The sequence below is a fragment of the Sphingosinicella microcystinivorans genome, from assembly GCF_003634215.1.
In the GTDB taxonomy this organism is placed as follows: Bacteria; Pseudomonadota; Alphaproteobacteria; order Sphingomonadales; family Sphingomonadaceae; genus Sphingosinicella; species Sphingosinicella microcystinivorans.
Window position 1 is genome coordinate 586,173 of the sequence record NZ_RBWX01000007.1, and the last position, 26,419, is coordinate 612,591.

Genomic DNA, 26,419 nt, shown 5'->3' on the forward strand with positions numbered 1-26,419 from the left:
GCAACGTCGAAATGGGAGCGGGAAGGGGTGTCCTTCCACGCCAAAGGGGGAAAATATGCGGATTGAAAAACCCGGTATCGTGAATCGCGCGGCGTTTGTTTCCAGGCGTTTGTCTGTGTGCGCGGCGGCGCTGCTGGCCGGATCCGTGCTGTCGCCATGGTCGGCAGCAGCGCAGGAGGCTGATGATGCGGAGATCACCGTTACGGCAACGCGTGTGAAAACCGGCTTCGAGGCGCCGACGCCCGTAACGTCCGTCAGCCTTGATGATCTTCAGGCGCGCGGCACGGTCAACGTCGCGGATTTCCTCAACGAGATTCCGTCCTTCACGCCGACGACGACGCCTGCGACGACGTCGCTCAGCTCGCGCGAGAACGGCAACAACACGCTCGATCTGCGCGGCGTGGGCGCAAACCGCACGCTCGTTCTCATCAACGGTCGGCGCCATGTGCCGACCGCGACGGACGGAACCGTCAACATCAACGTGGTGCCGTCGATCGCGCTCAGCCGCGTCGAGGTGGTGACGGGCGGCGCGTCCGCCTCATGGGGTTCGGATGCCGTCGCCGGCGTGGTCAACCTCATCGCCGACAAGAAGCTCGATGGCGCGCGCTTCGAGGTGCAGCAGGGCATCAGTCAGCGCGGCGACGCGCAGAACTTCCGCATCGGCGGTGCCGTCGGCTCCGAACTCGCCGGTGGTCGCGGCTATTTGATGCTCGCCGCCGAATATCAGCGCGACAAGGGCGTTCGCGCGCAGAGCGATCGCAGCTGGGGCCGCAAGCGTTGGGGTCTCATCGGCAATCCTGACGATACAGGTCCGAATGACGGCATTCCGGCGCAGCTCATCGCGCAGAACGTCAACATGTTCTTCGCGAACGAAGGCGGCCTTGTGCTCGGCGGTCATCCTGCGATCCACGGTATCCGCTTCGGTCCGGGCGGTACGCTGCTCGCGAACGACTTCGGCGAATTCAACGATGGCAATTCGCAGATCGGCGGCGATGGTGCAAACATGGGTCAGTACGCGGATATCTCGGTGCCCTATTCGCGCACCAACATCTTCGCGCAGGGCGATTACGAGGTCACCGACGACGTCTCGCTGTTCTTCGAGGCAGGTTGGGCGCGCACGCACGCGGTCGCGGAAACCGTGCAAAGCTTTGCATTCCCGGCGCGTATCAATGCGGGTAATCCCTTCATACCGACTGCGTTCCGCACGATCATGGAAGATAACGGTATCGCGGGCTTCAACCTGTTCCGTCTGAACACGGATATCGGTTTCGTCACGGCGGACACGACGACGGAAACGTTCCGCGGCCTCTTCGGTCTCAAGGGCAATTTCAGCGACAACTGGTCGTGGGAAGCTTATTATCAATACGGGCAGACCAAGTTCGATTCCCGTCAGCTCAACAATCTTATCGTTGCCAATTTCCGTAACGCCATCGACGTCGTCGAAGACCCGGTCACCGGCAATCCTGTCTGCCGTGCGACGCTGACAGGCGGCGCGCCGGGCTGCCAGCCTCTCAACCTGTTCGGCTATGGCTCGCCGAGCCAGGCGGCGATCGATTACGTGAACGGTACCGGGCTTCTCCAATCGCGCCTGACGCAGCAGGTCGTTTCCGGTACGATCAATGGCGAACTGTTCGATCTGGGTGCAGGCCCGATCGCGTTCGCTGCCGGCGCCGAATACCGCAAGGAAAAGGTGCGCTCGTCCGCGGATGAGACGTCGATCAACGGCGGCTTCCTCATCGTGAACGCCCAGCCCTTCGATGGCGGTTACGACACGGTCGAAGGTTTCGCCGAAGTCGCGGCGCCGCTCATTGCCGGGAAGCCCGGATTTGAGCTGCTGGAGGTGAACGGTGCTGTCCGCGTGACCGACTATTCCACCACGGGTTCAGTGGTGACATGGAAGCTTGGCGCCAACTGGAGCCCGGTCCCCGACCTGCGATTCCGCGGCACGATCTCGCGCGATATCCGTGCGCCCAACATCGGTGAGCTTTTTGCAAGCACACGGCTTTCGTTCGCGAACGTGCTCGATCCGGTTACCGGGGCGAACACGTTCACGCCCATCATCACCGGCGGCAACACCAATCTCGATGTCGAGAAGGCCGACAACAAGACCTTCGGCGCCGTCTACCAGCCGGGCTGGGCCGAAGGCCTGAAGCTTTCGGTCGACTACTACGACATCAAGATCAAGGGCGCGATCAGCTCGCTTGCCGCGCAGGAGGCTGTGAACCTCTGCGCAAAGGGATATGCGGACGCCTGCGCGACGATCACGCGTGATGGTTCGGGAACCATTACCCGTATCAGCACACAGCTCATCAACGTCGCGAGCCTGCGAACGAAGGGCCTCGATTTCGAGGCGAGCTACCGCATCCCGGAATCTTCGTTCCTGTCGCTTGGCGGCCGCATGACGGCGCGGGTGCTGGCGACGCATGTGATGGACAAGGAATTCTCGCCCAACGGAGAGGATGTGTTCGAACGTGCGGGCGAGGTGAACCCCAATGCGGATATCGCGCTCAGCGTCCCGCACTGGCGGGGAAGCGGCAGCCTGAACTATGATCGCGGAGACTTCTCGGGCTTCCTGCAGACCCGCTTCGTCGGGTCGGCGAAGTACGACAACAGCTTCACAAGCGAAGACATCAACGACAACAAGGTGGGGGCGCAGTGGTATTTCAATATCGGCGCGCGCCTCAATGTGGAGGTTGCCGACGGGAAGTCGGTCCAGTTCTTCGGCGGCGTAAACAACCTGTTCGATAACGATCCGCCTGCCGTACCGCTCAACTTCCTCAGCCCGCTGGCCACGAATCCGATCTTCTACGACGTGATCGGTCGGTCGTTCTTCGCGGGCGTCCGCGCGGCGTTCTAAGGCTCCGGCATGTTCGTTATCGAGAAGGGGAGCCAGTGGCCTGCGGCCGCTGGCGTCCCGCCCCACAATCGCTTAGGTTCCGGCCGAGGAGAGCCGGAATCTATGGTCGACAGGTGGGTTGCCCCCAAGGTGGGGCGGGTAAAGGGCTACACGCTGCGCGAGCTGGCTTACGGGGAGCTTCGCGCAGCACTGCTTTCCGGGCGTTTCGCACCAGGCGAGGCGATCACGGTCCGCGAGCTTGCCGAGATGATGCAGCTCGGCTTCATGCCGGTGCGCGAGGGCGTCCAGCAGCTCGCCTCCCAAGGCGCGCTGGAGTTTCTGCCCAACCGTTCGGTCCGCGTGCCTGTCTACAGGCTCGAAGAGGTCCGCAAGATCTACGAGGCGCGCATCCTCATCGAATGCTACGCCGTCGAGCAGGCCGCCAAGCACATCACGCCCGAACAGGTGGCGGCGCTGAATGAAGGGCTGCAGGAGATGTTCACGCGCGCGGCGGATACCGAGGCGCGCGACAAGCTCAAGGCCAACTACGACTTCCACTTCCAGATCTACGAGGCGTGCGGCTCGTCCTACATCGTCGAGATGATCGAGCGGCTCTGGCTGCGCATCGGGCCGCTGCATATCAGCGTGTTCAACTCCGCGCCTGCCGATCGTGATGATTTTCTCTCCGTTCAGCCGCAGCACGTTGAACTCGTGAATGCGCTGCGTGTGCATGACGCGGCGCACGCGAAGGAGATCATGCTTTCGCTGCTCGAAAAGTCATTGGCCTGGTACGAGCGGCACGCCGCGGACCTGCTGGCGGCGTAGGGATGGCATGAATTTGGGCGGATAGGCGCCCGCTATTATTATATAAAATATATGAAAAGGAGTGGGGGCTTGGAGGAGGGGACTGATCTTGTTGGCGCGGTACAGGCCCGGATGGCAGGCGCGGAGGCGCGTATCCGGCCGCATATCCGCACGACGCCCGTGGAAGTCTCGTCGGTGTTCTCGAAGCGCGCTGGCAACACGATCGTTCTGAAGCTGGAGCATATTCAGCATTCAGGGTCGTTCAAGGTGCGCGGCGCCTTCAGCAAGGCACTCGCCGAAGCGGGCGACGACCGTCCGGTCCTCACGGCCTCGAGCGGCAATCATGGGCTTGCCGTCGCGCACGTCGCCGGGGCGCTGGGGCGTCCGGCCGAAATCCTCGTTCCAGAGACGATCGCGCCGTTCAAATATGCCCTGCTGCGGGCGACCTCCGCGCGCATCGTGAAGCGGGGGCGCACCGGATACGAAACGCTTGCCGCCGTGCGCGAACGCGCGGGCAAGGGCACGCACCTCTACCTGCCGCCCTACAATGATCTCGAAGTCATCGCGGGGCAGACGACGCTCGGCGCCGAGCTGATGCGGCAGGACCCGGAAATCGATGCCATCGTCGCCTCTTCGGGCGGCGGCGGGCTTGTCTGCGGTGTTGCCATCGGTGCCAAGGCCGTGAAGCCGGGCGTCACCGTGATCGGTGCTTCGGCGCGCAACGCCCAGACCTTCTATCGCTCGGTTGCCGCCGGGCACTATGTGAAGACGTTGGAGCGCCCGACGCTCTCCGATGGCACGGCGAATGCGCTGGAACCCGGCTCCATCACCGTCCCCATCGGTGCCGCGATGCTCGACGAGACCATTCTGATAGGTGAGGGCGCGATCCACCGCACCATGCAGCGGTTCGCCCGCACCGAGCGCTGGATGATCGAAGGCTCCGCGGCGCTCAGTCTTGCCGCCGCCGAGGCGATCGGGAAAACCGGGCGCTTCCGCCGCATCGCTGTCATCATTTGCGGTCGTTCCGTCGATCCGGCTAAGCTCGTCTGATGCGGTATTTCCTCATCCTCTTCGCAGCGCTGCTTCCGGCCCGCGCGCTCGCCCTCGATACGGCACCGCTTGCGGAGGCTGTGGAAGCCGCCCGCACGGCGGAGGGCATTCCAGGCGTATCGGTCATGATCGCGCGCGGCGACGAGCGCCTGTTCAGTCAGGGTTTCGGCCTCGCCAACGTCGAGCTAGCCACACCGGCAACCCCGCACAGTATTTATCAGATCGGTTCACTGGCGAAGACGTTCACTGCCGTCGGCATCATGCTCCTCGTCGAAGACGGTAAGCTCGCCCTCGACGAAAGCATCACGCACTACCTCCCCGAAGCCCCCGCGCACTGGAAGCCGGTGACGCTCCGCGCACTCGTCGGGATGCGGTCGGGGATCGCCGACTATGAAGAGGCCTCGCTCGAGGGCGATGACGAAGCGCTTATCGACCTTCACCGCGACTACACCGATGCCGAACTCATCACGCGCCTCGGTCGTGCGCCGCTCCTGTTCGCGCCGGGCACGCGCGTGCAGTACAGCAACAGCAACTATGTCGTTCTCGGCGCGCTGATGACCCGCATTGCCGGCGAGCCATACATCGATTTCCTCACCCGCCGCCTGTTCCGCCCCGCTGGCATGAACACTGCGCGAAAGGCCAGTCTTGAAGCCGTGATCCCGAACCGCGCCGACGGTTATGTCCACGCGGCAGACCTTCGCAACGCGGATTGGGTTTCGCCTACGCTCTACAGCACGGGCGATGGCGGCCTGATGATGTCGGTGGAAGATCTCGCGCGCTGGCACCAGCTTCTGGTCAACAAGACGCAGCCGCTGGCACAGACGTTCGCGCCCATGTGGAGTGTCGCGCCCTATCCGGATGGAACGCGGCCCGTGATCGGCTACGCGCTCGGCTGGCAGGCCCAGTCGGCGGGCGGCGTGTCCGTTGTCGGCCATGGCGGCACGTGGGCGGGATACCGCGCCTATTTTCTGCATGTCCCTTCCACGGGACTCAGCGTCGCCGTGCTCGCCAATCTCGAAAGCGCGGGCACGGGGCGGCTCGCGTGGAAACTCGCCGGGCTCGTCGATCCGCGGCTCTACAGACAAGCGGCGGCAAGCGACCCCGACCCGAAGACCACTCAGGCGCACCGCGCGCTCTTCAAAGCGCTGCTCGATGGCAAGACCATCGAAGGGGCGATGACCCCTGGGGCCGCGGTCCTGTGGACCAGCCGAGCGCGTCAGGAACTCCTCGATTTCGCGTCCCCCGTGCGCACGTCCCAAAGCTTCGTGCTTGTAAGGCGAGACAAGCGACAGGCGGTTTACCGCCTTGATGCCGGGCGGTTCGACGTGGTCCTCGAAATGGCGCTCGATAAGAACCGCCGTGTTTCAGGCATCAACGTCACAATCGAATAGACCTCAGGCGTGGACCGGCGGCTTCCGGCCTGCCCACGGCTGCGCGGCTTCCAGGCGATACGCTAGGTCGAACAGCACGTCGTCGCGGCCCGGTGCGGCAGCAAACTGGATACCGATGGGAAGCCCCTCCGGCGACCAGCCGAGCGGAACGCTCATCGCGGGTGCGCCGGCCGCATTGTGGATCGGCGTGTATCCGGCGAATTCCACGAGGCGATCGTACAGCGTATCGAACGGAACCGTGGGCGCGAGGTGGCCGAGTTTCGGCGCGGTCGTGCGCAGCACGGGTGTGGCGATGACGTCGAAGTCGTCGAACCAGCTGTTATAGGCGGTCGAGGCAGCGAGCAGGCCGTCCACGGCCTCTTGCCGCTTGGCAGGAGACATGCGCCGCGCGTGCTCGGCGAGCGCGCGGGTGAAGGGTTCCAGGAGATCGGGCTTCGGCGTCGCCGTTTCCTGCATCATCGCACCTTCGGCCCAATAGGTGAGGAAGTCATGCATCACGCCGCGTTTTACCGGCCAGCGGGTTTGCTGCGGTTTCATCCCGATCGATCCAAGCAGTCGAAGCGTGGCATCGAATGCGGCACGCACCTCGTCGGAAGGCGCGATGCCCTCCATGCTCTCCTCGACGAAGCCGATCCGCAGCGGCCGCTCGCTGGCGCCGGACACGAAGCCGATCGGTGTGTTTGCAACTGTGTCTTCCGTCAGCGCGAACACCATCGCGCTGTCCCGTACCGAGCGCGTCAACACGTGCTGCGTGCCAAGCTCGACCGGGCGCGGCGGTGGTGGCGCGACGCGGATCATGCGGCCCCTTGAGGGTTTGAGGCCGAACAGGCCGCAGCAAGCTGCCGGGATACGGATCGATCCGCCGCCGTCGCCCCCGTGCGAGATCGGGACCACGCCCGCGGCGACCGCAGCCGCCGCGCCGCCGGAAGAGCCGCCCGTCGATCGGCTGGTATCCCACGGGTTGCGCGTAGGGCCGGGGCCAAGCGCCTCGGATGTCGGCAGGAAGCCGAATTCAGACGTCGTGCATTTCCCGATGATTGCGAAGCCTGCGTTCCGGAGCGCATCGACATACGGCGATTGGCCAGTGGCGGGCTTGCCTTCGTAAGCGCGCGAGCCGTAGCGCGTGGGCAGCCCCTTCACGTCGAGCAGATCCTTGATGAGGATCGGCACGCCCGAAAACGGCCGCCCCGGCAGCGAGGGAACGTCACCAGGTGCGGCGAGGAAGTTGAGTTGCTCTTGCATCCGGTCACGCGCAGCAATGGCATCGTCAACCTCAAGCGGCGCGGCCTTCGCCGCGAACGGAGCGGCGCTGAGAGCTGCCAGGACTTCGCGGCGACGGAAGCGCATCACTTCGCCTCCTTCTTTGGCGCGGTCGTACGCAGATAATATCCGTATTTCGGAACGCTCACCTTCGCGCCGGGCACCGGGAAGGCGAATTCGATATTGTCGAAACGCGCCGGTACGCCATCTGTGCGCATCAGGTTGGCGTTGGTCTGCAACTGGTAATGGAGATGCGGATAGCCCGTCGTCTGCGATCCTCCGAGCAGCGCGATCACCTCACCCTGCCGGATTGTCTGCCCGGTTTTCACGCGAAGCGATCCCTGGCGCAGATGGCAGAAGAAGCTTACCTCGCCGTTGCCGTGATCGAGCATGATCCAGTTTCCCGGCATGGCGTGAACAGGGTCGGACATGCCCTGCATCAAAAGGTCGGCAGGTGTGTCGTCTGGAACGCCGTCGCGCATCGCCACGACCGTGCCCGCGCCGGGCGCGATGATCTCTTTTTCGAACGTGTAGACGTCCGCGTTCTTCGGCATGGATACGGGGGTGTTCAGCAGTTCGAAACGCGGCCCAAGCGCAACGATGTCATAAGCGCCCCACTGCCCGAAATCGTCTTTGTGCGAAGGGTCATCGTAGTCGTGCGCCGATATCGCCATGAAGTTCCCTTTGATCGGGAAAATCAGCGGCGTCTTCTGTTCGTAGACGGTCACCGGGAAGGTGCGCGAGACTGTCGCCGTCTGTCCCTTGGGATCGCGCACGGTCATCTCGTAGCGGATAGCATCGACATGCACGGGAATCGGCGTCGTGAAATGATGGCGGAACACCGATACCGGTGCTTTCCCGGAGTAGCGCGAGAGAACCGTGCGGCGGATCGTCTTCAATTCATCGGCAGAGAAAGCGACCGTGCGGAATGTCGCGCCTTTCGCTTCGAGGAACGCGGTCGCGGAGACCGGCTCCACCCAGCGTCCGTCTGCTTCATCGAGCAGCAGGTCGAGCGTGAACGTCTCGGTCGCGGGGTAAGAGATCGCCCATGCCGGGTTAACCTCCCAACTGCCGTCGCTGACAAGGAAGTCGTGTTCCTTGAAAAGCCGCGAGGGGGCAATATCGAGGCTGACGGCGACCGGCCCGTCGGAGACGCGCGCGACCGGCGGAAGTTTCGTGCCGAGCGGCCGATAGGACGACACCGTTATCGATACGCTCTGCTTGCTGTTGTCCGGTGCGGCGTCGCGGATGCGGAATGGAAACTGTGCTCCGCCCACCTTGCGATAGTCTTCGAAACGCGATGTGCTGATCGTCGCGCCTTCGTCCCAAATTGCCGGATAATCGCGCCGGAACGGCAGGTAGGTCTTCGCATCCACGAAAAGGCTGGAGCCGTCCTTGATTGCGATGCGGTATGCCTTGCGGCCATCCACCTCTTCTGCGTCGAGCTTCGCATTGGCAAGCGGCTGCATCGTGCCGGTGAAGGGCAGGAATATTGACGCGGCGCGTGTGCGCGCGAGCGCCTCAGGCGCCAGTTCGCGGGTGCGGGCAGGGGCCTTCGGCTCCATGCCATCCCAGCCGTTGCGTTCCATGCCGCCGTGTGCATCCACGTCGCGCGCGATCTGGTAGACGGCGGTCGAGATCGAAACGCTGAGCCGGTCGCTGCCTTCACGGCTTACCGAGAAGCGCGCAGGCATTTTGAATGCCTCGCCCGTGCCTTCAAGCGTCCACCCCGCCTGCAGTTCGGCGGAAGGTTTGCCGAGCGCTTTTCGCATGCGCTCCAGCGCGTTGTCAGGGGTGATGCCAGCATTGGCCGTTCCCGCAAGAAGGCTCCAAACGGCGAGGCTTGCCAGCCCATTTTTGAGACCGCCTCTGATCGAAAATATAGACCGCACACCCTCACTCCCATTGCCTTTTCTCAGATTATATAAAATATAATATTTGTCCAGACGGGATGGGGTAAAGCGCGCTTCAGCTGTAAATCGCGTTCGCACAACCGCAGGACTGCGATATGTCCTGCTGGCAGGCGATTGTGAGTGCGCCTTGCGTGGGGGAGTTGAGTTCAGATGATTTTTGTTCAGCCGGCATACCGCCAGCTTGGTGTGCTCACCGTACTTGCGATCCTGCTCGACGGTCTCGATGGCCAGGCGCTGAGTTTTGCCTTGCCCGCCATCGCAGCCGAATGGGGCGCGGAAAAGAGCGCGTTCGGGTTCGTCTTCATGGCCGGGCTTATCGGTATGGCGGCGGGAACGATCGTGCTCGGCTACGTCGGTGATCGTTTCGGCAGGCACATCGCGCTCGGCATCAGCGTTGTGCTTTTCGGCCTGTTCACGGGGCTTTGCGCCATGGCGGGCAGCGTGAACGAAATCCTGCTCCTGCGGTTCATCGCCGGTCTTGGCATGGGCGGCGCGCTTCCGAATGCGGCTGCGCTGATGTCCGAAACCATAGCGCCCCGATGGCGGGCCGTTGCGGTGACAGCCACGATCCTTTGTATTCCGCTCGGCGGAATGCTGGGCGGAATCCTTGCGTCGTGGGTGCTGCCGGCCTTCGGCTGGCGGCCGCTGTTCATCGGTTGCGGTCTCGCCTCCATCCTGCTCGGCGCGCTTCTGTTCCTCCAGAAGCACCAAGCCGTTGCCGCACCTGAAGCGATGGAAATAAGCGCTTTACCCGCGCTCGGCTTCGGCCAGACCCTCGCCCTGGTGCTCGGCAAGGATGCGCGCCGCGATACGCTGGCGATCTGGATTTCGTATTTCTGGTCGCTGATGGCCGTGTACCTCTCGCTCAACTGGCTGCCGAGCCTGCTGGTCGGGGCGGGCTTCGGTCTCGGCGATGCAAGCATCGGTGCGGCGCTTTTCAACTGCGGCGGCATCGTGGGCGCGCTGCTCGGCGCACTGCTCATTCGCACCTTCGGGTCGCGGGCCGTGCTCGTCACGATGGCGCTTTGCGGCGCGGTCACCAGTGTGTTGCTCGCGGCCTTTCCGCCGAATCCAGATGCGTTCCTGCTCAGCGTTTCGCTGATCGCCGTGCTCGGCATTTCCAGCGCCGGCATCCAGTCGATTCTCTTCGCGGTCGCCGCACAGCTCTACACGGTCGAGACGCGATCGACGGCGATCGGCGTCGCGCTCGGCTTCGGTCGGACGGGGGCGATGATCAGCGCGGTGGCGGGCGGTGTGCTCATCGGTTGGCAGACGGGGGGCTTTTTCGTCACCACAGCCCTTCTCATGGCGCTGCTTGCCGCGTCGCTGATGATCCTGCGGCGGCATATCGAAAGGCATCGCGCCCCGGCCTGACCCGTCTTCCGCCATCACGGCGCCGAGGCCAGCCTTGATCCTGCGAAAGAAGCAGGACTATGACGGGTCCATATTCAAAGCTTCAGGGGATTTTTCATATGCGTCGTGTTGCTGCCGTCACCCTTGCCCTGCTCTCCACTTCGCTGCTCGCTGCGCAGCCCGCGCCGACGGGTGAGGCCGTGACCTTCGTTTATGCCGGAACGCTGCTTGCCGAGCCCGGAAAGGCACCGCGCGGGCCGAGCACGATCGTCATCCGGAACGGCAAGATCGCGGACGTGCGCGACGGCTATGCCGAGCCGCAGGCGGGTGCGAAGGTCGTCGATCTCAAGGATCGCTTCGTGATGCCGGGCCTCATCGATCTCCACGTTCATTTCTACGGCATCGGCGGCGACCCGCTGCGCGCGCGGCTCACCGGCATGACCAACGATACGACGGACGACATGATGTACGCTGTCTCGAACGCGCGCGTCACGCTCGATGCCGGCTTCACCACGGTGCGCGATCTCGGCGGTGATCCGCGCGGGATGCGCGCGCTGCGCGAAGGTATCGAGCGCGGCGATGTCGAAGGGCCGACGATTGTGAACGCGGGCGCGCCGATCTCCGTGTCGGGCGGGCACGGCGACCCGTCGAACGGGCTTGCCGAGCCTTACTTCAGCGCCGTCCACGAACATCAGATCAACACGTGCGATGGGGCGGACGATTGCCGCCGCGCCGTGCGCCAGCAGGTTGCGCTCGGCGCGCAGGTCATCAAGTTCATGTCGACAGGCGGCGTGCTCTCCAACGTTTCGGGCGGCCTCGGCCGTTCGATGACCGATGAAGAGATCAAGGCGGTCATCGATACGGCGCACGGCCTTGGCCGCAAGGTTGCGACCCACAGCCACCATGCCGCGGGCACGAAGGCGGCGATTGTCGCGGGCGTGGACACGGTCGATCACGGCTCGTTCCTGGATGACGAGGCGATCAAACTCCTGAAGACGCATGGCACTTGGCTTGTGCCCACCATGCTCGCGGCGAATACGGCCGTCTCGCAGGCGCGCGCGGGCGCGCTTCCGCCCGCGGTGATCCCGAAGGCGGAAGAAGCCGCGGCGAATGCGTTCAACAGCCACAAGAAGGCTTTCGCGGCAGGCGTGAAGGTCGCATTCGGCACGGACAGCGGCGTTTCGAAGCACGGCGACAATGCGAAGGAGTTCGCGTTGATGGTGAAGGCGGGTATGTCGCCCGCCGGCGCGCTGCAAGCGGCGACAGTGAATGCCGCCGAAGCACTCGGTCGTTCTGCGGCTATCGGCACCATCACACCGGGCAAGGACGCAGACATCATCGCGGTCGCGGGCAGCCCGCTTGACGATGTGACGCGCATGGAAAACGTCGATTTCGTGATGCGCCATGGTGTCGTCCACAAGGCGGGCGGCAAGCGCCAGGGCTTTCCGGCGGATTGATTTTCGTGCTGCATGACCGTGGCCGCCTCGCGTTGATCGGCGCGGCCGCGGTTGTCTGGGCTGCCGCTGCGCATTTTGGCGGACCTGCGTCGAGCGCCGATGCGGCGCTGCTTGCGGCGCTTCATGCAGGGCAGATACCCGGTCTCGCGACCGCCGCGCGCGTCGTGACCGAGCTCGGCGGTTGGATTGCGCTTACGGCAGCGACTGCAAGCGCGGTGATCTGGCTCTGGCTTCGGCAGCGTCGCCGAGAGGCGCTGTTCCTGTTTCTTGTCGTTGCGGGTGCCCGCCTTGCCGCGGCGGCTCAGAAACACGTTTTCGCGCGGGAGCGACCGGACGTCGCTCACTTGGTGGATGTCAGTTCGGCCTCGTTTCCGAGCGGCCATGCCGCGAACAGCCTCGTCACGTTTCTGGTTCTCGCGGTCGTGCTTTCAGGGTCGCGGTCTGCGGTGGGTCTCGCGGTCGCGTTTGCCGGATGTGTCGGGATCAGCCGCGTGATGCTCGGCGTGCACTGGCCCTCCGATGTGCTCGGCGGCTGGGCCTTTGGCTTGGCATGGGTGCTTGCGGCGCTGTGCATCAGCGATCGCCTGCGGCCCGGTGCGGCGATCCCCTTGGCCTCGCCACGGCGAAAGGGCTAGGCTGGCCGCCGATGGTCCGGGAGGAGCTCGTTCGTTGACGGTTGCCAGTATTGCGCTTCCCCGCATCCTCAGGATCGGCGGCGGCGCCTCACAGCAGCTCGCGGAGGTGCTGGGCTCACTCGGTGTGTCCCGGCCGCTTGTCGTCACCGATGGGTTTTTGTCCGCGCAAGGCATGGTCGAGCGACTGCTCGATGGACTGCGCGCGGCGGGCGTCAGCGCGCGGGTCTTCACGGAAACCGTGCCGGACCCGACGGTCGCCTCGATCGAGGCGGGGCTCGCGTTCCTGCAGGAAGGGAACCACGATTGTGTCGTCGGCTTCGGCGGGGGCAGCCCGCTCGATAGCGCCAAGGCGATCGCCATGCTCGCCGTCCACGGAGGCGCGATGGCGGATTACAAGGTGCCGCACGTGCAGGATATGCCGGGCCTGCCCGTGATCGCCATCCCCACGACGGCGGGGACAGGCTCGGAGGCCACACGCTTCACGATCGTCACCGATGATCAAACCGACGAGAAGATGCTTTGCGCTGGCCTTGCCTATCTGCCGGTCGCGGCGCTCGTCGATTATGAACTGACGCTCGGCAAGCCACGACGGCTCACCGCCGACACGGGTATCGATTCGCTCACGCATGCGATCGAGGCCTACGTCTCGCGCAAGGCCAATCCGTTCAGCGACGGCATGGCGCTCTCGGCGATGCGACTGCTTGCGCCCAACATTCGCCGTGTCTGCGCTGACCCCGGCGACCGCTCGGCGCGGGAGGCGATGATGCTGGGCGCGATGCAGGGCGGTATCGCTTTCTCGAACAGTTCGGTGGCGCTCGTCCACGGCATGAGCCGACCGATCGGCGCTCATTTCCATGTACCGCACGGGCTTTCGAACGCCATGCTGCTCCCCGCCGTCACGGCATGGTCTGCGCCGGCCGCAATGACACGTTATGCGGACTGCGCGCGCGCCATGGGCATTGCGGAGGAGGGGGAGGGGGATCAGTCGGCGGTCGCGCGTCTGCTGGAGGAGCTCTCGGCTCTCAATCGCGATCTCGACGTGCCGTCGCCGGCCCAATGGGGCATTGATACCGCGCGCTGGAACGATCTCGTGCCCCTGATGTGCGCACAGGCGCTTGCATCCGGGTCGCCTGCGAACAACCCGCGCGTTCCCACAGAGGCGGAGATGGCAGCGCTTTACGCGCGGGTCTGGGACGGCGCAGCTTAAGCGCACCGGCATCGCGACAGCGTGGCGTCAGCTGTCACAGGCATAGGGGGCATAAGGGGGAAATTATGCTGCTTATTACTGCTCTCATCGCGTCTCTTGCCGCCTCCGCAGCTCCGGAAGCGCCTGCCGGAAAGGGGGCCGCAAACGATTTTTCTCGCACGGCGGACGATCGCGAAGGCGCGCTCGATAGCTTCACCAATACCGGAACGGATGATCCGGCCGCGCTGCTGAAGCACCTTCAGCAGGAAATCTACGTCAACCAGCAGCTGGCAATCCTCACCCAGTTCCGGCTCGATTATTCGGACCGGATCCGGCTTTCGACCGAATATGTGAACAGTGACGGCGAGCTCATCCCAACCCATGTGTTCACGCCGGTCAAAGCGTCAGGCGCGCCGCGTCCCGCCGTCGTTATGGTGCATGGCGGCTTCCACGAGCGGCTGGAGCCCTCGTGGTTCCCGCTTATTCTTGCGGTGGTGGAGGCGGGTTATGTCGTGCTGTTCCCGGAATATCGCGGCAGCCGCGGCTACGGAGACGCGATCTACCAGAACGATTACGGCAACACCGATGTCGCCGATGTGCTTGCGTCGGCGCGCTATGCGGCGACGCGTCCGGATATAGACGGCGGTCGCATCGGCATCCTTGGTCAGAGCCGTGGCGGCATGGTGACGCTGCTCGCCATCGAGCGTGCACCCAAGCAGTTCAAGGCAGCCGTCGATATCGTCGGGCTCACCGATTTCGTGGCCTACATGTCCTACAAGCCGGACTATCGCCGCAAGGAGATCGCGGAGACCAACCCGAGCTTCAAGGGCAAGCTCCCGCACGAAAACCTGCCCGCTTACATCAACGTGTCGCCGATCAACTTCGTCGACAAGATCGAGGCGCCCGTGTTGGTGCTCGCCACGAGCGGTGACAAGATCGTGCCGCACACGATCCATACCGGCCGGCTTGTCGATGCGCTGAAGGCGAACGGCAAAACCCACGATGTCAAAATTTACGACGAGGCCCCCGGCGGCCACGTGTTCATGAAGGGGGCGACTCCCGAGCGCGAGGATGCATTGAAGCGCATCGTCGCCTGGTTCAACCGCTGGATGGGGCCTGCGCGTTAGGCGGCGTCTCTTCCCTCATGCCGAACCGGTCCAGGAAACCTGCGAGACGCCAGATCGTGTCCTCGCGTGAGGGTTCTTCCGGCGGCCTGCCCAGCATGAACCGGATCGGCAGATTGCAGAGCAGCATGGCGAAATAGAGTTCCGCGGCATGCCGCGGACGGTCGATCTGCGCTATGCCGCGCGCATTCCAGCTTTCGAACAGGCTGGCGAGGCGGGTGATGTACTTCAGTTGCATGTCGTTATCGAACGCTTCGCCGAAGTCCGGATCGGTCAGGCTTTCCACGATCACAAGGCGCATGAAGGCGATCTTGCGGGGTGTCGTTGTCAAGGCGAGATAACGGAGGGCAAACTCTTCAAGGATGCGCCTTGGCGGCAGTCCGCTTGCAAGCAGCGTATCCAGGTCTTTGAGATATTCGTCGTTGCTGCGATCCACCACCGCGCGCAGCAGTCCCTGCTTGTTGCCGAACATCTGATAGATCGTTGCGAGCGAACCCCCGGAACGCTGCACGATCGCGCTCAGGCTGACAGAGGGATAACCGTATTCGAGGAAAAGCGACTCCGCCGCGTCGAGAATCGCCTGCCGTCGGGCGATACGGCGCTCGTCCTGTGTCAGGCGCGGTGCGCCTAGCTGCTCTGCCTCTGCGTTCATGCTATTCTGGCAATCCCCATTTTGATCTTATCTTTGTTTGTTGACCTGTAATGTACGTTACACTACAGGCCTTGGCAAGGGCGGTGCCGATAGTGTCCCGATTCATCCCCCGCGACGGAGTTTTCATGCGTAACAACCGATGGCTGGCAGCAGCGGCACTCGCCGCCTGCGTGTGGCTTTCCGCCTGCGCGGATGACGCGCAGCCCACGCCGCCGCCACCCGAGGTCGAAGTCGTCACGGTCCGGCCGCAGCCGATCGCGAACGTCATCGAGCTGCCGGGGCGCGTGCAGGCCATCCGCACTGCGGAGGTGCGTGCGCGGGTGGACGGCATCATTGAACGCCGCCTGTTCGACGAGGGCACCGACGTGAAAGCGGGACAAGCGCTGTTCGCTATCGACCCGCGCGAGATGACAGCGGCGCTCAATGCCGCCCAGGCGGCACTTGCCCGCGCGCGGACGACATCGGCGAACGCGGCGCAGGATCTGCAGCGCTACGATGGACTGATCGCCGATCAGGCGATCAGCAAGCAGGAATATGATGCGGCCGTGGCACGGCGGGGCACGGCGCAGGCCGATGTCGATCAGGCGCGGGCACAGGTCGAATCTGCCCGTCTCAACCTTGGCTACGCCACCGTCCGGGCGCCGATCGCAGGCCGCGCGGGCCGTGCGCAGGTGACGGAGGGCGCGCTGGTCAGCGCGTCGCAGGGCACGCTGCTCACCACGATCGAGCAGATCGATTCGATCTACGTGAACTTCTCCCAGTCGAGTTCCGATCTGCTCGCGATCCGCCGCGACATCGCCGGCGGCAAGCTGCACATCCCGGAGCTTGGCCGCTGGGACGTGACGCTGATTCTTGAAGACGGCACAGCGTACGAGCAGACCGGCCATATCGATTTCCTCGACCTCTCGATCGACGAGGCGACGGGAACGGCCGCGCTGCGTGCCGAATTTCCGAACCCCCGGCGGATATTGCTGCCCGGCCAGTTCGTGCGCGCGCAGATTGGGGCCGGAACGCGGGCGAACGGCATCCTTGTGCCACAGCGCGCGGTCACCGTCGCTGAAGACGGCGGGAGCGTCTACGTGGTCGGCGCCAAGGACGTTGCCGAGGTGCGCCCCGTGAAGCTCGGCCGGCTTCAGGGCGACAGCTGGGTAATCGACGAGGGCCTCAACAGCGGGGATCGTGTGGTGGTGAGCGGGCTTCAAGGTGTCCGCCCCGGCCAGCCCGTTCGCATCGCTGGGGCTGCGCCGAAAAAGGCCGCAGAGAAAGCTGCCGCAACCAAATGACCCCGCGTTTTTTCATCGATCGCCCCGTCTTCTCGTGGGTGCTCGCGCTCTGCATCACGCTTGCGGGCGTGCTGGCGCTGCGCGGGCTGCCGGTCGAGCAGTACCCGTCGGTTGCGCCGCCATCGCTTACAATCCAGCTTACCTATCCCGGCGCTGATGCCGCGGTGCTTGAACAGAACGTCACGCAGGTCATCGAGCAGCAGCTGAACGGTGTCGAGGGTTTCCTCTACATGTCGTCGACCAGCCTCTCGAACGGCACGGCGGAAATCCAAGTTACCTTCCGTACCGGCACCGATATCAACGAAGCCCAGATGGAGGTGCAGAACCGCCTGCGCCGCGTTGAACAACGGCTCCCCGAGGAGGTGCGCCGTCAGGGCATTTCCGTTGCCGAGGCGAACACCGGCTTCCTGCTGATCGTCGGGCTGCAATCGAAGAGCGGCAAGACGACCGCGCTCGATCTCGGCAATTTCGCCAACAGCCGCGTTGTCGACGAGCTGCGCCGCGTGTCGGGCGTCGGCGAGGTGCAGGTGTTCACGCCGCCTTATGCCATGCGTATCTGGCTCGATCCGCAGAAGCTTGCGAACTACCGCCTTTCAGCGGCCGAAGCGCTGGGCGCCGTGCGCGAGCAGAACAGCCAGTCGCCGGGCGGCGCGCTCGGCGATCGACCGCTCGCGAACGGCAGCGAGCTCAACGCCACGATCATCACGCAATGCCGTTTCACCAATCCCGAACAGTTCGCGGCGATCATCCTGCGCGCGAACCCGGATGGCTCGGCGGTGCGCCTAAAGGATGTAGCGCGCGTAGAACTCGGCGCGCAGAACTACCTGTTCGATTCGGAACTGAACGGAAACCCGGTGGCGGGTATCGCCGTGCAGATGACGCCCGGCGCGAATGCGCTCGCCACGGCACAGGGTGTCAATGCGCGCATGAAAGAGCTGGAGCGTAGTTTCCCCTCCGACATCACGTGGACGATTCCCTACGACACGACGCCGTTCATTAACGTTTCCATCAGTGAGGTTGTGAAAGCGCTCGCGGAGGCGATGCTGCTCGTTTTCCTCGTGATGTTCCTGTTCCTTCAGAACTGGCGGGCGACGCTGATTCCCACGATCGTCGTTCCGATCGCACTTGCCGGCGCCTGTCTTGGCCTGTGGCTGTTCGGCTTTTCGATCAACGTGCTGTCTCTGTTTGGCATGGTGCTCGCCATCGGCATTCTTGTCGATGATGCCATCGTCGTCATCGAGAACGTCGAGCGCATCATGGTCGAGGAAAAGCTGCCGCCTTACGAGGCGACGGTGAAGGCGATGAGCCAGATCACCTCGGCGATTATCGGCATCACGCTCGTGCTGATGGCGGTGTTTATTCCAATGGCGTTCTTTCCGGGCTCCACCGGGCAGATTTATCGCCAGTTCTCCGTGACGCTGATCGTTTCCATCGGTTTCTCCGCGCTGCTGGCATTGACGCTGACGCCCGCGCTCTGCGCCACATTCCTGAAGCCGCATGATGAGGTGAAGGCGCCGCAGGGCCGGTTTGCGCGGGTGACGGGCGGTTTCTTCGGCCGGTTCAACGCATGGTTCTCCCGGTCGACGGATCGCTATCAGGGCGCGGTCGGCAAAGTCCTGTCGCGGCCGCTGCGCTGGCTCGCGGTGTTCGTGCTGCTTTTCGGGCTCACCGCGATCATGTTCACGCGGCTTCCCGGCGGCTTCCTGCCCACGGAAGATCAGGGCAGCATCATCACCGTGATTCAGGCGCCCGCCGGTGCGACCCGTGAGCGCACCGAGGAAGCGATTGTTCAGGTGAAGGCGTTCTATGCCTCGCAGCCGCAGGTGCAGAACGTTTTCGTCGTTCGCGGATTCAGCTTCTTCGGGCAGGGACAGGGTAATGCCATTGTCTTCGTGAACCTGAAGCCGTGGAACGAACGCAAGGGCGTCGACAACAAGGCGGATGCGATCGTCGGCCGGGCCATGGGCGCGTTCATGCAGATCAAGCAGGCGATGGTCTTCGCGCTCAATCCGCCCTCGATTCAGGAATTGGGTACGGCCGGCGGTTTCACGTTCAAACTGCAGGATCGCGGTGGCCACGGGCACAAGGCCCTTGCCGCCGCGCAGGGGCAGCTTTTGGGCTTGGCGTCGCAGAGCCCGGTACTGTCGGGCGTGCGGCCTGACGGACAACCGGAAGCGCCGCAGCTTCGCGTGCTCATCGATCGCATCAAGGCGCGCGCGCTCGGGCTCTCGATCGGAGACGTGAACGATACGCTCGCGATCTCCTTCGGCAGCGCCTACGCGAACGATTTCACGCGCGATGGCCGCGTGCTGCAGGTGCTCTTGCAGGCCGACGCACCTTTCCGCATGACCCCGCAGGACGTGCTTGATCTGAAGGTGCGCAGCGCCTCGGGCGATATGGTGCCGTTCGGCGCCTTCACGCAGGTGGAATGGACCGCAGGCCCGCAGCAGCTCCAGCGCTACAACGGCTATCCGTCGATGACGATCTCCGGCGCAGCCGCGCCGGGCCGTTCGACGGGCGAGGCGATGGCGGAAATGGAGCAGTTCGCCGAGCAGCTTCCCGAAGGCTTTGCCTATGAATGGACCGGCATCTCCTACGAGGAGAAACAGTCCGCGGGCCAGATCGGCCTGCTGCTCGGGCTGTCGCTTGTCGTCGTCTACCTGCTGCTCGCTGCGCTCTACGAAAGCTGGGCGGTACCCGTGTCGGTGCTGCTCATCGTCCCGCTCGGCGTGCTCGGCTCGGTGCTGTTGACGGCGATGCGCGGGCTTTCGGCGGACATTTATTTCAACGTCGGCCTCGTCACCATCATCGGCCTTGCCGCCAAGAACGCCATCCTCATCGTCGAGTTCGCGATTGAGGAGGAGGCGAAAGGCAAGTCGCCGCTCGAAGCGACGATGGAAGCGGTGAAGCTCCGCCTGCGTCCGATCATCATGACCTCGATGGCCTTCATCGGCGGCATGTTCCCGCTGTTCATCGCGAGCGGCGCCGGCGCGGCGAGCCGGCGCGCGGTCGGCACGGGCGTGATGGGCGGCATGATCACCGCGACGCTGATCGGCATTTTCCTGATCCCGCTGTTCTATTATGCGGTGCGCCGCTGGATCAGCCGCAGGCGTCCGCCCGCACCCGGTGAACCGCGTCATGTGGAGGTGAGCGATGCGTAAGCTTCTGCTTTTCTCTGTACTGCTTGTGTCCGCGTGTCAGATGGCGCCGAAGCACGAGCGTCCGGCGCTGCCGACCGCGACGGCCTATCCGCTGTCCCCGGACCCTGCGGATGGCGCGCGGGCGGAGACCATTGGCTGGCGCGACTTCTTCGCCGATCCGGCGCTGCGCACGCTGATCGGCACGGCACTGGAGCGCAACCGCGACCTTGCTGTTTCGATTGCGCGTATTGAGGAAGCGCGGGGGCTTTACCGCATCCAGCGCGCCGATCGTCTCCCGACCCTCGCCGCGAGCGGCGACGCCACGCGGAGCCGAGGGCAGATTTTGACTCCAACGGGCGCGAGCGTGGGGGAGCAGGATCGTTTTTCCGTCGGTGTCGGTGTTTCGGCGTTCGAGCTCGATTTCTGGGGCCGCGTCCGCAATCTCTCGGAAGCCGCGCGGTCGCAGTATCTTTCCACCGTGCAGGCGGAACGTGCCTTCCGGCTTAGCCTCGTCCGCGACGTCGCGACCACCTGGTTCGCGCTCCGCGAGACGGAGGAACGTATCACGCTTGCCGAGGCGACGGTGAAAAGTCGTGAGGACGGCGTGCGCATCGCGCAGCGCCGCCTCGATGCGGGTGTCACCTCCGCGCTCGATTTCCGGCAGGCCGAATCGCTGCTCACGCAGGCCGAAACCGAGCTTGCGGGGCTTCGCCTGTCGCGCAGCCGCAATGCGAACTTCCTCGCCGTCCTTGTCGGCGGCCCGCTCCCCGAAACCGCGCCGCCGCTCGCGCTTGCCGAGCAGGATGGCTTCCCCAGGCTCGCCGCGGGTCTGCCGTCCGATCTCCTGACGCTGCGGCCAGACATCCTTGCCGCGGAGGAAACGCTCCGCGCCGCCCGCGCCAACATCGGGGCGGCGCGCGCGGCCTTCTTCCCGGCGATCTCGCTCACAGGCACGCTCGGCTTTGCGTCCGGCGAACTCGATTCGCTGTTCGACAACGGCAGTTTCAACTGGAGCGTCGGCCCGTCGCTGAACCTCCCGATCTTCGATTTCGGCCGCCGCAAGGGCAATCTCACCGTTGCCGAGGCGCGCGAAGATATTGCCGTTGCCCAGTACGAGCAGACCGTCCAGCGCGCCTTCCGGGAGGTGGCGGATGCGCTCGCGGGCCGTCGTTTCCTTGCCGAGCAGATGCTCGCGCAGCTCCGCGCGACCGAAGCGCAGCGGCACATCGCGCAGCTCGCCCGTACCCGCTACCGCGAAGGCGTGGTCGGCTATCTCGAAGTGCTGGACGCCGAGCGCAACCTGTTCGATGCCGAGCAGGCGCTGATCACCGCGAACCGCGCTGTACTCGACAATCGCGTCGCGCTCTACGTCGCGCTTGGCGGTGGCCTTGTTGAAGGCGGCGGTTCTTAAAGTTTCAGGGCTTGCGTGCCCGGCGGTCCTTCTCCCAAAGAGGGGGGATGACGGTCACCATTGATATCGGGAACGATCGGTCCGGGCAGTCCGTGCCGATCGACCTCCAGGAATTGCTCGCAACCCGCCTACTCGTCCAGGGCAACTCGGGCTCGGGCAAGTCGCACCTGCTGCGCCGCCTTCTCGAAGAGAGCGCGGGCAGCGTGCAGCAGGTGGTGATCGATCCCGAAGGCGATTTCGTTACGCTTGCCGAACCCTTCGGCCATTCGGTGATCGAGGCGGCGGACTACGGCGAACGCGAGATCGGCCATTTCGCGGCGCGTGTCCGCGAACACCGCGCCTCGGTCGTGCTCAATCTCGAAGACCTCGATGTCGAGGCGCAGATGCGCTGTGCCGCCACATTCCTGAACGGCCTGTTCGATGCGCCCCGCGAGCAGTGGTATCCTGTGCTCGTCGTCGTCGACGAAGCGCAGCTCTTCGCTCCCGCGGGCGCGGGCGACGTTGCGGACGACGTGCGCCGCACTTCGCTCGCCGCGATGACCAACCTCATGTGCCGGGGACGCAAGCGCGGCCTTGCGGGGGTCATCGCGACGCAACGCCTCGCCAAGCTCGCGAAGAACGTGGCCGCCGAAGCCTCCAACTTCCTGATGGGCCGTACCTTCCTCGATATCGATATGGCGCGCGCCGCCGATCTGCTCGGCATGGAGCGGCGGCAGGCCGAGGCGATCCGCGATCTCGATCGGGGATCGTTCCTTGCGCTCGGGCCTGCGATTTCGCGGCGTCCGGTGCCGGTGAAGATCGGCGCTGTGCGCACGCAGGCGCGCGGCAGCGGTCCGTCTTTGGCGCCGCTTCCCACCGATGCGGCGGAGGTGAGGGGCCTTATCTTCGCGCCCGTGCCCGAGGATGCGCCGCTCCCCGCGCCGCCGCCGCGCACGCCGGTTCCCGCCGAAACGCTGCTGCGCCGCGTCGCGCAGGAGCTTCGCCCCGCCGCACCCGTGCCCGAGGGTCCGCCGCCCGATCCCGAAGCTGTCAGCGCCATCATCGCGGACGTGCTTGCCGCCATGCTCGCGGAGGAGGGCAGCGAACACCGCACCCCGAGCGTTCTGTTCCAGGATTTCCAGGTCCGCTGCCGCATGGCGGGTCTGGCCTCGCCGCCGCTCGATCTCGATGGCTTCAGCCGTCGGCTTTCCTGCGCGCGCGCCGGGATCGCGAACCCGGAGGATGAAGACTGGCGCGACGCAATGGCGCTCGCGGACACGCTTCCCGCCGAAATGGTCGGTGCATTCCTGCTCATCGCCCATGCGGCGCGCGAACGCCTGCCGTGCCCCGAAGACACAGCGATCGCTGCCGTCTACGGCACAAGCTCGCTCGGCCGCGTCCGCCGCCTGCTCGGCTATATGGAAAGCACCGGCCTCATCGTCAGCCGCAACGATCTATCCGGCAACCGCACGATCAGCATCCCGCAGCTTGGCTGCACCACCGCTCCGTCGGCCTCGACCAGCGCGCGCGGGGCGCGGCGGCGGCTCGCGAACGGCTGAGGCTTATTTCCCCGGCGCGGGGACCTCGCTCGCGACCAGCTTCCGTTCATCGCGCGCGATCGACCACAAGCGGCGGGGCTGCTTCGGGTCCCAGTCGATCGCTTGTCCGGGCGTTGCGATCGGAATCGTTGCAACATGTTTTAGCACCGATCCCGCGTCCGGCAGTTCGAGCACGTAAAGCTCCGGATGGTCGTGTCCGGTGATGTAGAGGCGGCCATCTGCACCCCAACTCGCGCCTGAACAGCTTTTGGGCGCGAAGCGTGCGAGAATTTCCGGCGGAAACACCCACGCGGCGTCTTTCCGGAAAGCATCGTCCAAGCGCACGAGCGTGGTATGGCGATGGTCCCGCCCAGGCTCGCCGCCCTTGCCGTCATAGTTTGCAAACACCGCCCACCACTTGCCCGCGTGCCGCTCCATCACCGTCAGCGATCCGGGGCCGAAGCCGAGGCTGATGCTGCGGACATGCCGCATGGAGCGCGTATCGAAGATCTCGACCGCGCTCGTCTGCGGCACCGCCGGATAGTTCGAAGCCGCGCACACGAGTTCGTGCTTCACCACGGTGCAACTGTTCATGTGCGGGAAGAGGGCGCGTTCGCCCTGCCAGCCCGCGACACGTTTGCCCGTGGCGATCTCGTATTTGCCGATGCGATCGTTATCGATCGCGTAGACATATGTCCCGTCGGAGGCGACACCCTGGTTCGCCTCCTCCGCCGGAATTTCCAGCGCAACCGGCGCTGCTGCGGTCAGCAGCGCCAATACGATTGCATAGCTTACCACCGCAGCGATGCGCCCACGTTGAAGGTGCGGCCATAACGCTCGTTCTGGATCACCCAGTTGCGGACGCCGCCTTGATACTGCCGGGTCGGCTCGTCCGTCAGGTTCTGGCCTTCCGCAAAGACACGCACGTTGGGCGTGATGTCGATTGCGACCTTGGCATCGAGCCGGCGGAGGTCGTCGTTGTACTCATCTGCGAACGCTTCGTCGGCGACGGAGAGCAGCGCGCGGCCGGTGTGGTGATACGCGACCGATGCTTCGACAATACCCTTCTGATAGAAGAGCTGGGCGCCCCACAGCAGCTTGGACTGTTCCGGGAAGTCGGTGCTGCCACGGCCCGGATTGCGCAGGTTGCCGTCGATCAGTGCGACGTTGAGGTTCACGCCGAAACCCGAGAGCAAGCCGGGCAGGAACGTGAACTGCTGCTGATAGGCGGCTTCAAGGCCGACAATGTCACCTTTCTCTGCATTCTGTTCCTGAGAGAAGCTGAGTGTTGCAAAATCGCGGCCACCGAAGCTCGTGTCAAACAGCGTGTAGCTTTCGGTGAAGATCGGGTTCTTGATGAACTTCGCGAACGCGCCGACATAGATGAGGCCGCCTGGTGCAAAATACCATTCCGCCGTCGCGTCCAGCGAGTCGGCGATATAGGGCTTCAGGTTAGGGTTGCCGAGGCTGATGCCACCTTCGAACGTTCCGTCGCCGATGGGTTCGTAAGTAAGTTCGCCGCCGGGCGAGAGGTCCGCATATTGCGGGCGTCCCACGCTGCGCGAATAGGCAATGCGAAACACGGTTTCGTCAGACGGCGTGATCCGCACAACGAGGCTCGGCAGAAAATCCGTGTAGGAACGGCTGCCGCTCGTTGACACCACATCCGTATCGTTTTCCAGGCGGAATCCGGTGATGGAAAGCTTGGTGCGCTCGATGCGCATGCCGGCGGTCAGGGCGATATCGCCGAAATCGAGGTTCGCCATCGCATAGCCGGCATAGACGTCTTCATCGAGGCTGAAATCGTTCAGCGTCGCGTTCGCCAGCGATGTCGCCGTATCGAGGACGAACTGTGCGCCGCCGAGCTTGCCGTCTGTGTATGCGCGGATCAGATCGGCATCGATTGCGGGGGTGAGGAGATAATTGTGTCCGCCGCCCGGCTTCACGATCACGTCCTCACCAGCGAGGCCATCCATCGTGAACCGGTTGGGCGCAGTTCCGCGCGTGTAGCTGTCGTTCTGGCCGTCGAAGCTTTTGTCGGTCAGCCGTACGTTGGCTCCGATCTTGAGGAAGCTGTTCATGCCGAGCGCGAGGCTGCGCTTCAGATCGGTGCGGAATTGCCAGGTGTCTTCCTCGCCGCTTTCGTCCTGTGCCGTATAGCTACGGAAACCCATGCTGGAGGGTGCGAGGTAACCGTTCACGGGCACGGCCGTGTAGAGCTTATCGGTGAAGTCGAGCGCCACCCGCTTGCCATTCGCGTCGGCGGTGGGCGTACCCCGGAATTGCCACAGCTCGTTCGGCTCGATCACCTCATTGTGGATACGTGCCGCGCCGTAATCGATCGTCCAGTCTTCTCCGAAGCGGGTCGTGCCGCCCGCCATGAACGCCAGGATCGACTTCTCCTTATATTCCAGGCGAAGGTCCGAACGCTGCTCGCTCGTCGCGGCCATGCCGGTAAGGCCGTTCGCATCCCACGTGATGTTGGAGAAATCGAGCCGGAAGCGCTGGCGGTATTCGTCTTCGGTGAACTTCGAATAGACGCCGCGCAGGTAAAGCTCGGTGCTTTCACCCCGCCAGTCGAGCGAGCCGGAAAGGCCGATGCGTTCGCGCTTCAGGCTATAGTCTGTATACTTGATGTTGGTCGGCACGGCGCCGCGCGCGGGCGCACCGGAGACCGCCACGGCTTCGGGGTTCCAGTTGTCTGGATAAATGCCGTAGCTCGTAAATGTCCGGTCGGAATAGCTCGCCCCGACCAGAATGCCGAATTGTTCGTCGGAACCGAAGCGGCCGCCGATGGTGATATCGCCACGGATTGGTTGATCGCCCTTGCGGAGTTCCTGATAACCGATCTGGCCGTTCGCCGAGAGCGTGAAGGGTTTCTCGAAATCGAAGGCCGTCTGCGGCACGAGGTTGATCGTGGCGCCGATGCCCTGGCCGATCAGGTCGGCGGTCTTCACCTTCGAAACTTCGACCCGGTTCAGCAACTGGCCCGACATGATGTCGAGCGGGAGTGAACGCGTCGTGCCGTCGGGGTTGCCGATCTCGAAGCCGTTCAGCGTGTAGCCGTTGAGGCTCGAAGGAATCCCGCGCACCGCGACATAGCGGCCTTCGCCCTGGTCGTACTGCACGCCGACGCCCGGCAGGCGCTCGATCACCTCGGCGACGTTCTTGTCGGGAAGCTGGCCGATTTCGTCGGCGGCGGCCACGTCCATGATGCCGAGCGCTTCGCGCTTCTCTTCGATCGAGCGCTGCTGCTGCGCGCGCTGGCCGGTGATGACGATTTCTTCGTCCACCACCTCCTGCGCGGCGGCGGTATGCGCGCCCAGAACGGCAAGAAGGCTGACGGATACGAGAAGCGACTTGTGCATTGTTCCCCCGATGGCTGGATGTCGGGGGTGCGGGTAGAT

Annotated in this window: 18 protein-coding genes; 13 read left to right on the forward strand and 5 right to left on the reverse strand. The window is 64.4% G+C overall.

Annotation, left to right across the window (positions count from 1 at the left end; translation table 11 throughout):
• Nucleotides 1-55 precede the first annotated feature (55 nt).
• The 4 genes from DFR51_RS03170 (at nt 56) to DFR51_RS03185 (ending at nt 6,081) form a co-directional block, all read left to right on the forward strand.
• Nucleotides 56-2,857: a TonB-dependent receptor domain-containing protein gene (locus tag DFR51_RS03170; RefSeq protein ID WP_160119136.1), complete on the forward strand. Its 2,802-nt coding sequence runs from the start codon at nt 56-58 to the stop codon at nt 2,855-2,857.
• Nucleotides 2,858-2,959: 102 nt separating this feature from the next.
• Nucleotides 2,960-3,661, forward strand: a complete 702-nt coding sequence (locus DFR51_RS03175) for a GntR family transcriptional regulator (RefSeq protein WP_160119137.1) — start codon at nt 2,960-2,962, stop codon at nt 3,659-3,661.
• A 69-nt stretch (nt 3,662-3,730) separates the two neighbouring features.
• Nucleotides 3,731-4,690, forward strand: a complete 960-nt coding sequence (locus DFR51_RS03180; protein ID WP_160119138.1) for a pyridoxal-phosphate dependent enzyme — start codon at nt 3,731-3,733, stop codon at nt 4,688-4,690.
• Nucleotides 4,690-6,081: a serine hydrolase domain-containing protein gene (locus DFR51_RS03185; protein WP_121047583.1), complete on the forward strand. Its 1,392-nt coding sequence runs from the start codon at nt 4,690-4,692 to the stop codon at nt 6,079-6,081. The genes DFR51_RS03180 and DFR51_RS03185 overlap by 1 nt, the downstream gene beginning before the upstream one ends.
• Before the next feature lie 3 nt (nt 6,082-6,084).
• Here DFR51_RS03185 and DFR51_RS03190 read toward each other — a convergent pair whose 3' ends face one another.
• Both DFR51_RS03190 and DFR51_RS03195 read right to left on the reverse strand, forming a co-directional pair.
• Complete coding sequence (locus DFR51_RS03190; protein WP_121047584.1) at nt 6,085-7,428, reverse strand: amidase family protein; 1,344 nt, start codon at nt 7,426-7,428, stop codon at nt 6,085-6,087.
• On the reverse strand, nt 7,428-9,113 hold the full coding sequence (locus DFR51_RS03195) for a peptidoglycan DD-metalloendopeptidase family protein (protein WP_126494596.1): 1,686 nt from the start codon (nt 9,111-9,113) through the stop codon (nt 7,428-7,430). Before DFR51_RS03195 ends, DFR51_RS03190 begins: the two co-directional genes overlap by 1 nt.
• 291 nt (nt 9,114-9,404) lie before the next feature.
• Between DFR51_RS03195 and DFR51_RS03200 the strand changes: the two genes are divergently transcribed.
• The 5 genes from DFR51_RS03200 (at nt 9,405) to DFR51_RS03220 (ending at nt 15,012) form a co-directional block, all read left to right on the forward strand.
• Nucleotides 9,405-10,628 carry an MFS transporter gene (locus tag DFR51_RS03200; RefSeq protein WP_121047586.1) on the forward strand — a complete coding sequence of 408 codons (1,224 nt, stop codon included), beginning with the start codon at nt 9,405-9,407 and terminating at the stop codon, nt 10,626-10,628.
• 98 nt (nt 10,629-10,726) lie between these two features.
• Nucleotides 10,727-12,064, forward strand: coding sequence for a metal-dependent hydrolase family protein (locus DFR51_RS03205; RefSeq protein ID WP_121047587.1), 1,338 nt, complete (start codon nt 10,727-10,729; stop codon nt 12,062-12,064).
• Between the two features lie 5 nt (nt 12,065-12,069).
• Entirely contained in the window at nt 12,070-12,699 is a 630-nt protein-coding gene (locus DFR51_RS03210) for a phosphatase PAP2 family protein (protein ID WP_197723707.1), read from the forward strand.
• A gap of 34 nt (nt 12,700-12,733) precedes the next feature.
• On the forward strand, nt 12,734-13,906 hold the full coding sequence (locus tag DFR51_RS03215) for an iron-containing alcohol dehydrogenase (RefSeq protein WP_243445592.1): 1,173 nt from the start codon (nt 12,734-12,736) through the stop codon (nt 13,904-13,906).
• A gap of 65 nt (nt 13,907-13,971) precedes the next feature.
• A complete protein-coding gene (locus DFR51_RS03220) occupies nt 13,972-15,012 on the forward strand; it encodes an alpha/beta hydrolase family protein (protein ID WP_121047590.1) in 1,041 nt (346 codons plus the stop codon).
• Here DFR51_RS03220 and DFR51_RS03225 read toward each other — a convergent pair.
• Nucleotides 14,984-15,661: a TetR/AcrR family transcriptional regulator gene (locus DFR51_RS03225; RefSeq protein WP_121047591.1), complete on the reverse strand. Its 678-nt coding sequence runs from the start codon at nt 15,659-15,661 to the stop codon at nt 14,984-14,986. The two genes, DFR51_RS03220 and DFR51_RS03225, sit on opposite strands and share 29 nt — an antisense overlap.
• Before the next feature lie 125 nt (nt 15,662-15,786).
• Here DFR51_RS03225 and DFR51_RS03230 point away from each other — a divergent pair, with 125 nt between their 5' ends.
• From DFR51_RS03230 to DFR51_RS03245, 4 genes are read left to right on the forward strand one after another with little or no spacing between them, the layout of a single operon-like run.
• Entirely contained in the window at nt 15,787-16,944 is a 1,158-nt protein-coding gene (locus DFR51_RS03230; RefSeq protein ID WP_121047592.1) for an efflux RND transporter periplasmic adaptor subunit, read from the forward strand.
• Complete coding sequence (locus DFR51_RS03235; protein ID WP_121047593.1) at nt 16,941-20,105, forward strand: efflux RND transporter permease subunit; 3,165 nt, start codon at nt 16,941-16,943, stop codon at nt 20,103-20,105. The genes DFR51_RS03230 and DFR51_RS03235 overlap by 4 nt, the downstream gene beginning before the upstream one ends.
• Complete coding sequence (locus tag DFR51_RS03240) at nt 20,098-21,495, forward strand: efflux transporter outer membrane subunit (protein WP_121047594.1); 1,398 nt, start codon at nt 20,098-20,100, stop codon at nt 21,493-21,495. The genes DFR51_RS03235 and DFR51_RS03240 overlap by 8 nt, the downstream gene beginning before the upstream one ends.
• A gap of 47 nt (nt 21,496-21,542) precedes the next feature.
• Nucleotides 21,543-23,033 carry an ATP-binding protein gene (locus DFR51_RS03245; protein ID WP_121047595.1) on the forward strand — a complete coding sequence of 497 codons (1,491 nt, stop codon included), beginning with the start codon at nt 21,543-21,545 and terminating at the stop codon, nt 23,031-23,033.
• Between the two features lie 3 nt (nt 23,034-23,036).
• On the opposite strand, the gene DFR51_RS03250 is transcribed toward DFR51_RS03245, so the two are convergent.
• Together DFR51_RS03250 and DFR51_RS03255 are read right to left on the reverse strand one after the other, a co-directional pair.
• Nucleotides 23,037-23,810, reverse strand: a complete 774-nt coding sequence (locus DFR51_RS03250; protein WP_338068287.1) for a hypothetical protein — start codon at nt 23,808-23,810, stop codon at nt 23,037-23,039.
• On the reverse strand, nt 23,804-26,380 hold the full coding sequence (locus DFR51_RS03255) for a TonB-dependent receptor (protein WP_121047597.1): 2,577 nt from the start codon (nt 26,378-26,380) through the stop codon (nt 23,804-23,806). Before DFR51_RS03255 ends, DFR51_RS03250 begins: the two co-directional genes overlap by 7 nt.
• Nucleotides 26,381-26,419: the final 39 nt, after the last annotated feature.

Excerpts from the sequence above, each read along its gene's own strand:
- DFR51_RS03170 (WP_160119136.1), top strand. The coding sequence starts at position 56 with ATGCGGATTGAAAAACCCGGTATCGTGAATCGCGCGGCGTTTGTTTCC.
- DFR51_RS03175 (WP_160119137.1), top strand. The coding sequence starts at position 2,960 with ATGGTCGACAGGTGGGTTGCCCCCAAGGTGGGGCGGGTAAAGGGCTAC.
- DFR51_RS03185 (WP_121047583.1), top strand. The coding sequence starts at position 4,690 with ATGCGGTATTTCCTCATCCTCTTCGCAGCGCTGCTTCCGGCCCGCGCG.
- DFR51_RS03190 (WP_121047584.1), bottom strand. The coding sequence starts at position 7,428 with ATGCGCTTCCGTCGCCGCGAAGTCCTGGCAGCTCTCAGCGCCGCTCCG.
- DFR51_RS03195 (WP_126494596.1), bottom strand. The coding sequence starts at position 9,113 with ATGCGAAAAGCGCTCGGCAAACCTTCCGCCGAACTGCAGGCGGGGTGG.
- DFR51_RS03200 (WP_121047586.1), top strand. The coding sequence starts at position 9,405 with ATGATTTTTGTTCAGCCGGCATACCGCCAGCTTGGTGTGCTCACCGTA.
- DFR51_RS03205 (WP_121047587.1), top strand. The coding sequence starts at position 10,727 with ATGCGTCGTGTTGCTGCCGTCACCCTTGCCCTGCTCTCCACTTCGCTG.
- DFR51_RS03220 (WP_121047590.1), top strand. The coding sequence starts at position 13,972 with ATGCTGCTTATTACTGCTCTCATCGCGTCTCTTGCCGCCTCCGCAGCT.
- DFR51_RS03225 (WP_121047591.1), bottom strand. The coding sequence starts at position 15,661 with ATGAACGCAGAGGCAGAGCAGCTAGGCGCACCGCGCCTGACACAGGAC.
- DFR51_RS03230 (WP_121047592.1), top strand. The coding sequence starts at position 15,787 with ATGCGTAACAACCGATGGCTGGCAGCAGCGGCACTCGCCGCCTGCGTG.
- DFR51_RS03235 (WP_121047593.1), top strand. The coding sequence starts at position 16,941 with ATGACCCCGCGTTTTTTCATCGATCGCCCCGTCTTCTCGTGGGTGCTC.
- DFR51_RS03240 (WP_121047594.1), top strand. The coding sequence starts at position 20,098 with ATGCGTAAGCTTCTGCTTTTCTCTGTACTGCTTGTGTCCGCGTGTCAG.
- DFR51_RS03245 (WP_121047595.1), top strand. The coding sequence starts at position 21,543 with ATGACGGTCACCATTGATATCGGGAACGATCGGTCCGGGCAGTCCGTG.
- DFR51_RS03255 (WP_121047597.1), bottom strand. The coding sequence starts at position 26,380 with ATGCACAAGTCGCTTCTCGTATCCGTCAGCCTTCTTGCCGTTCTGGGC.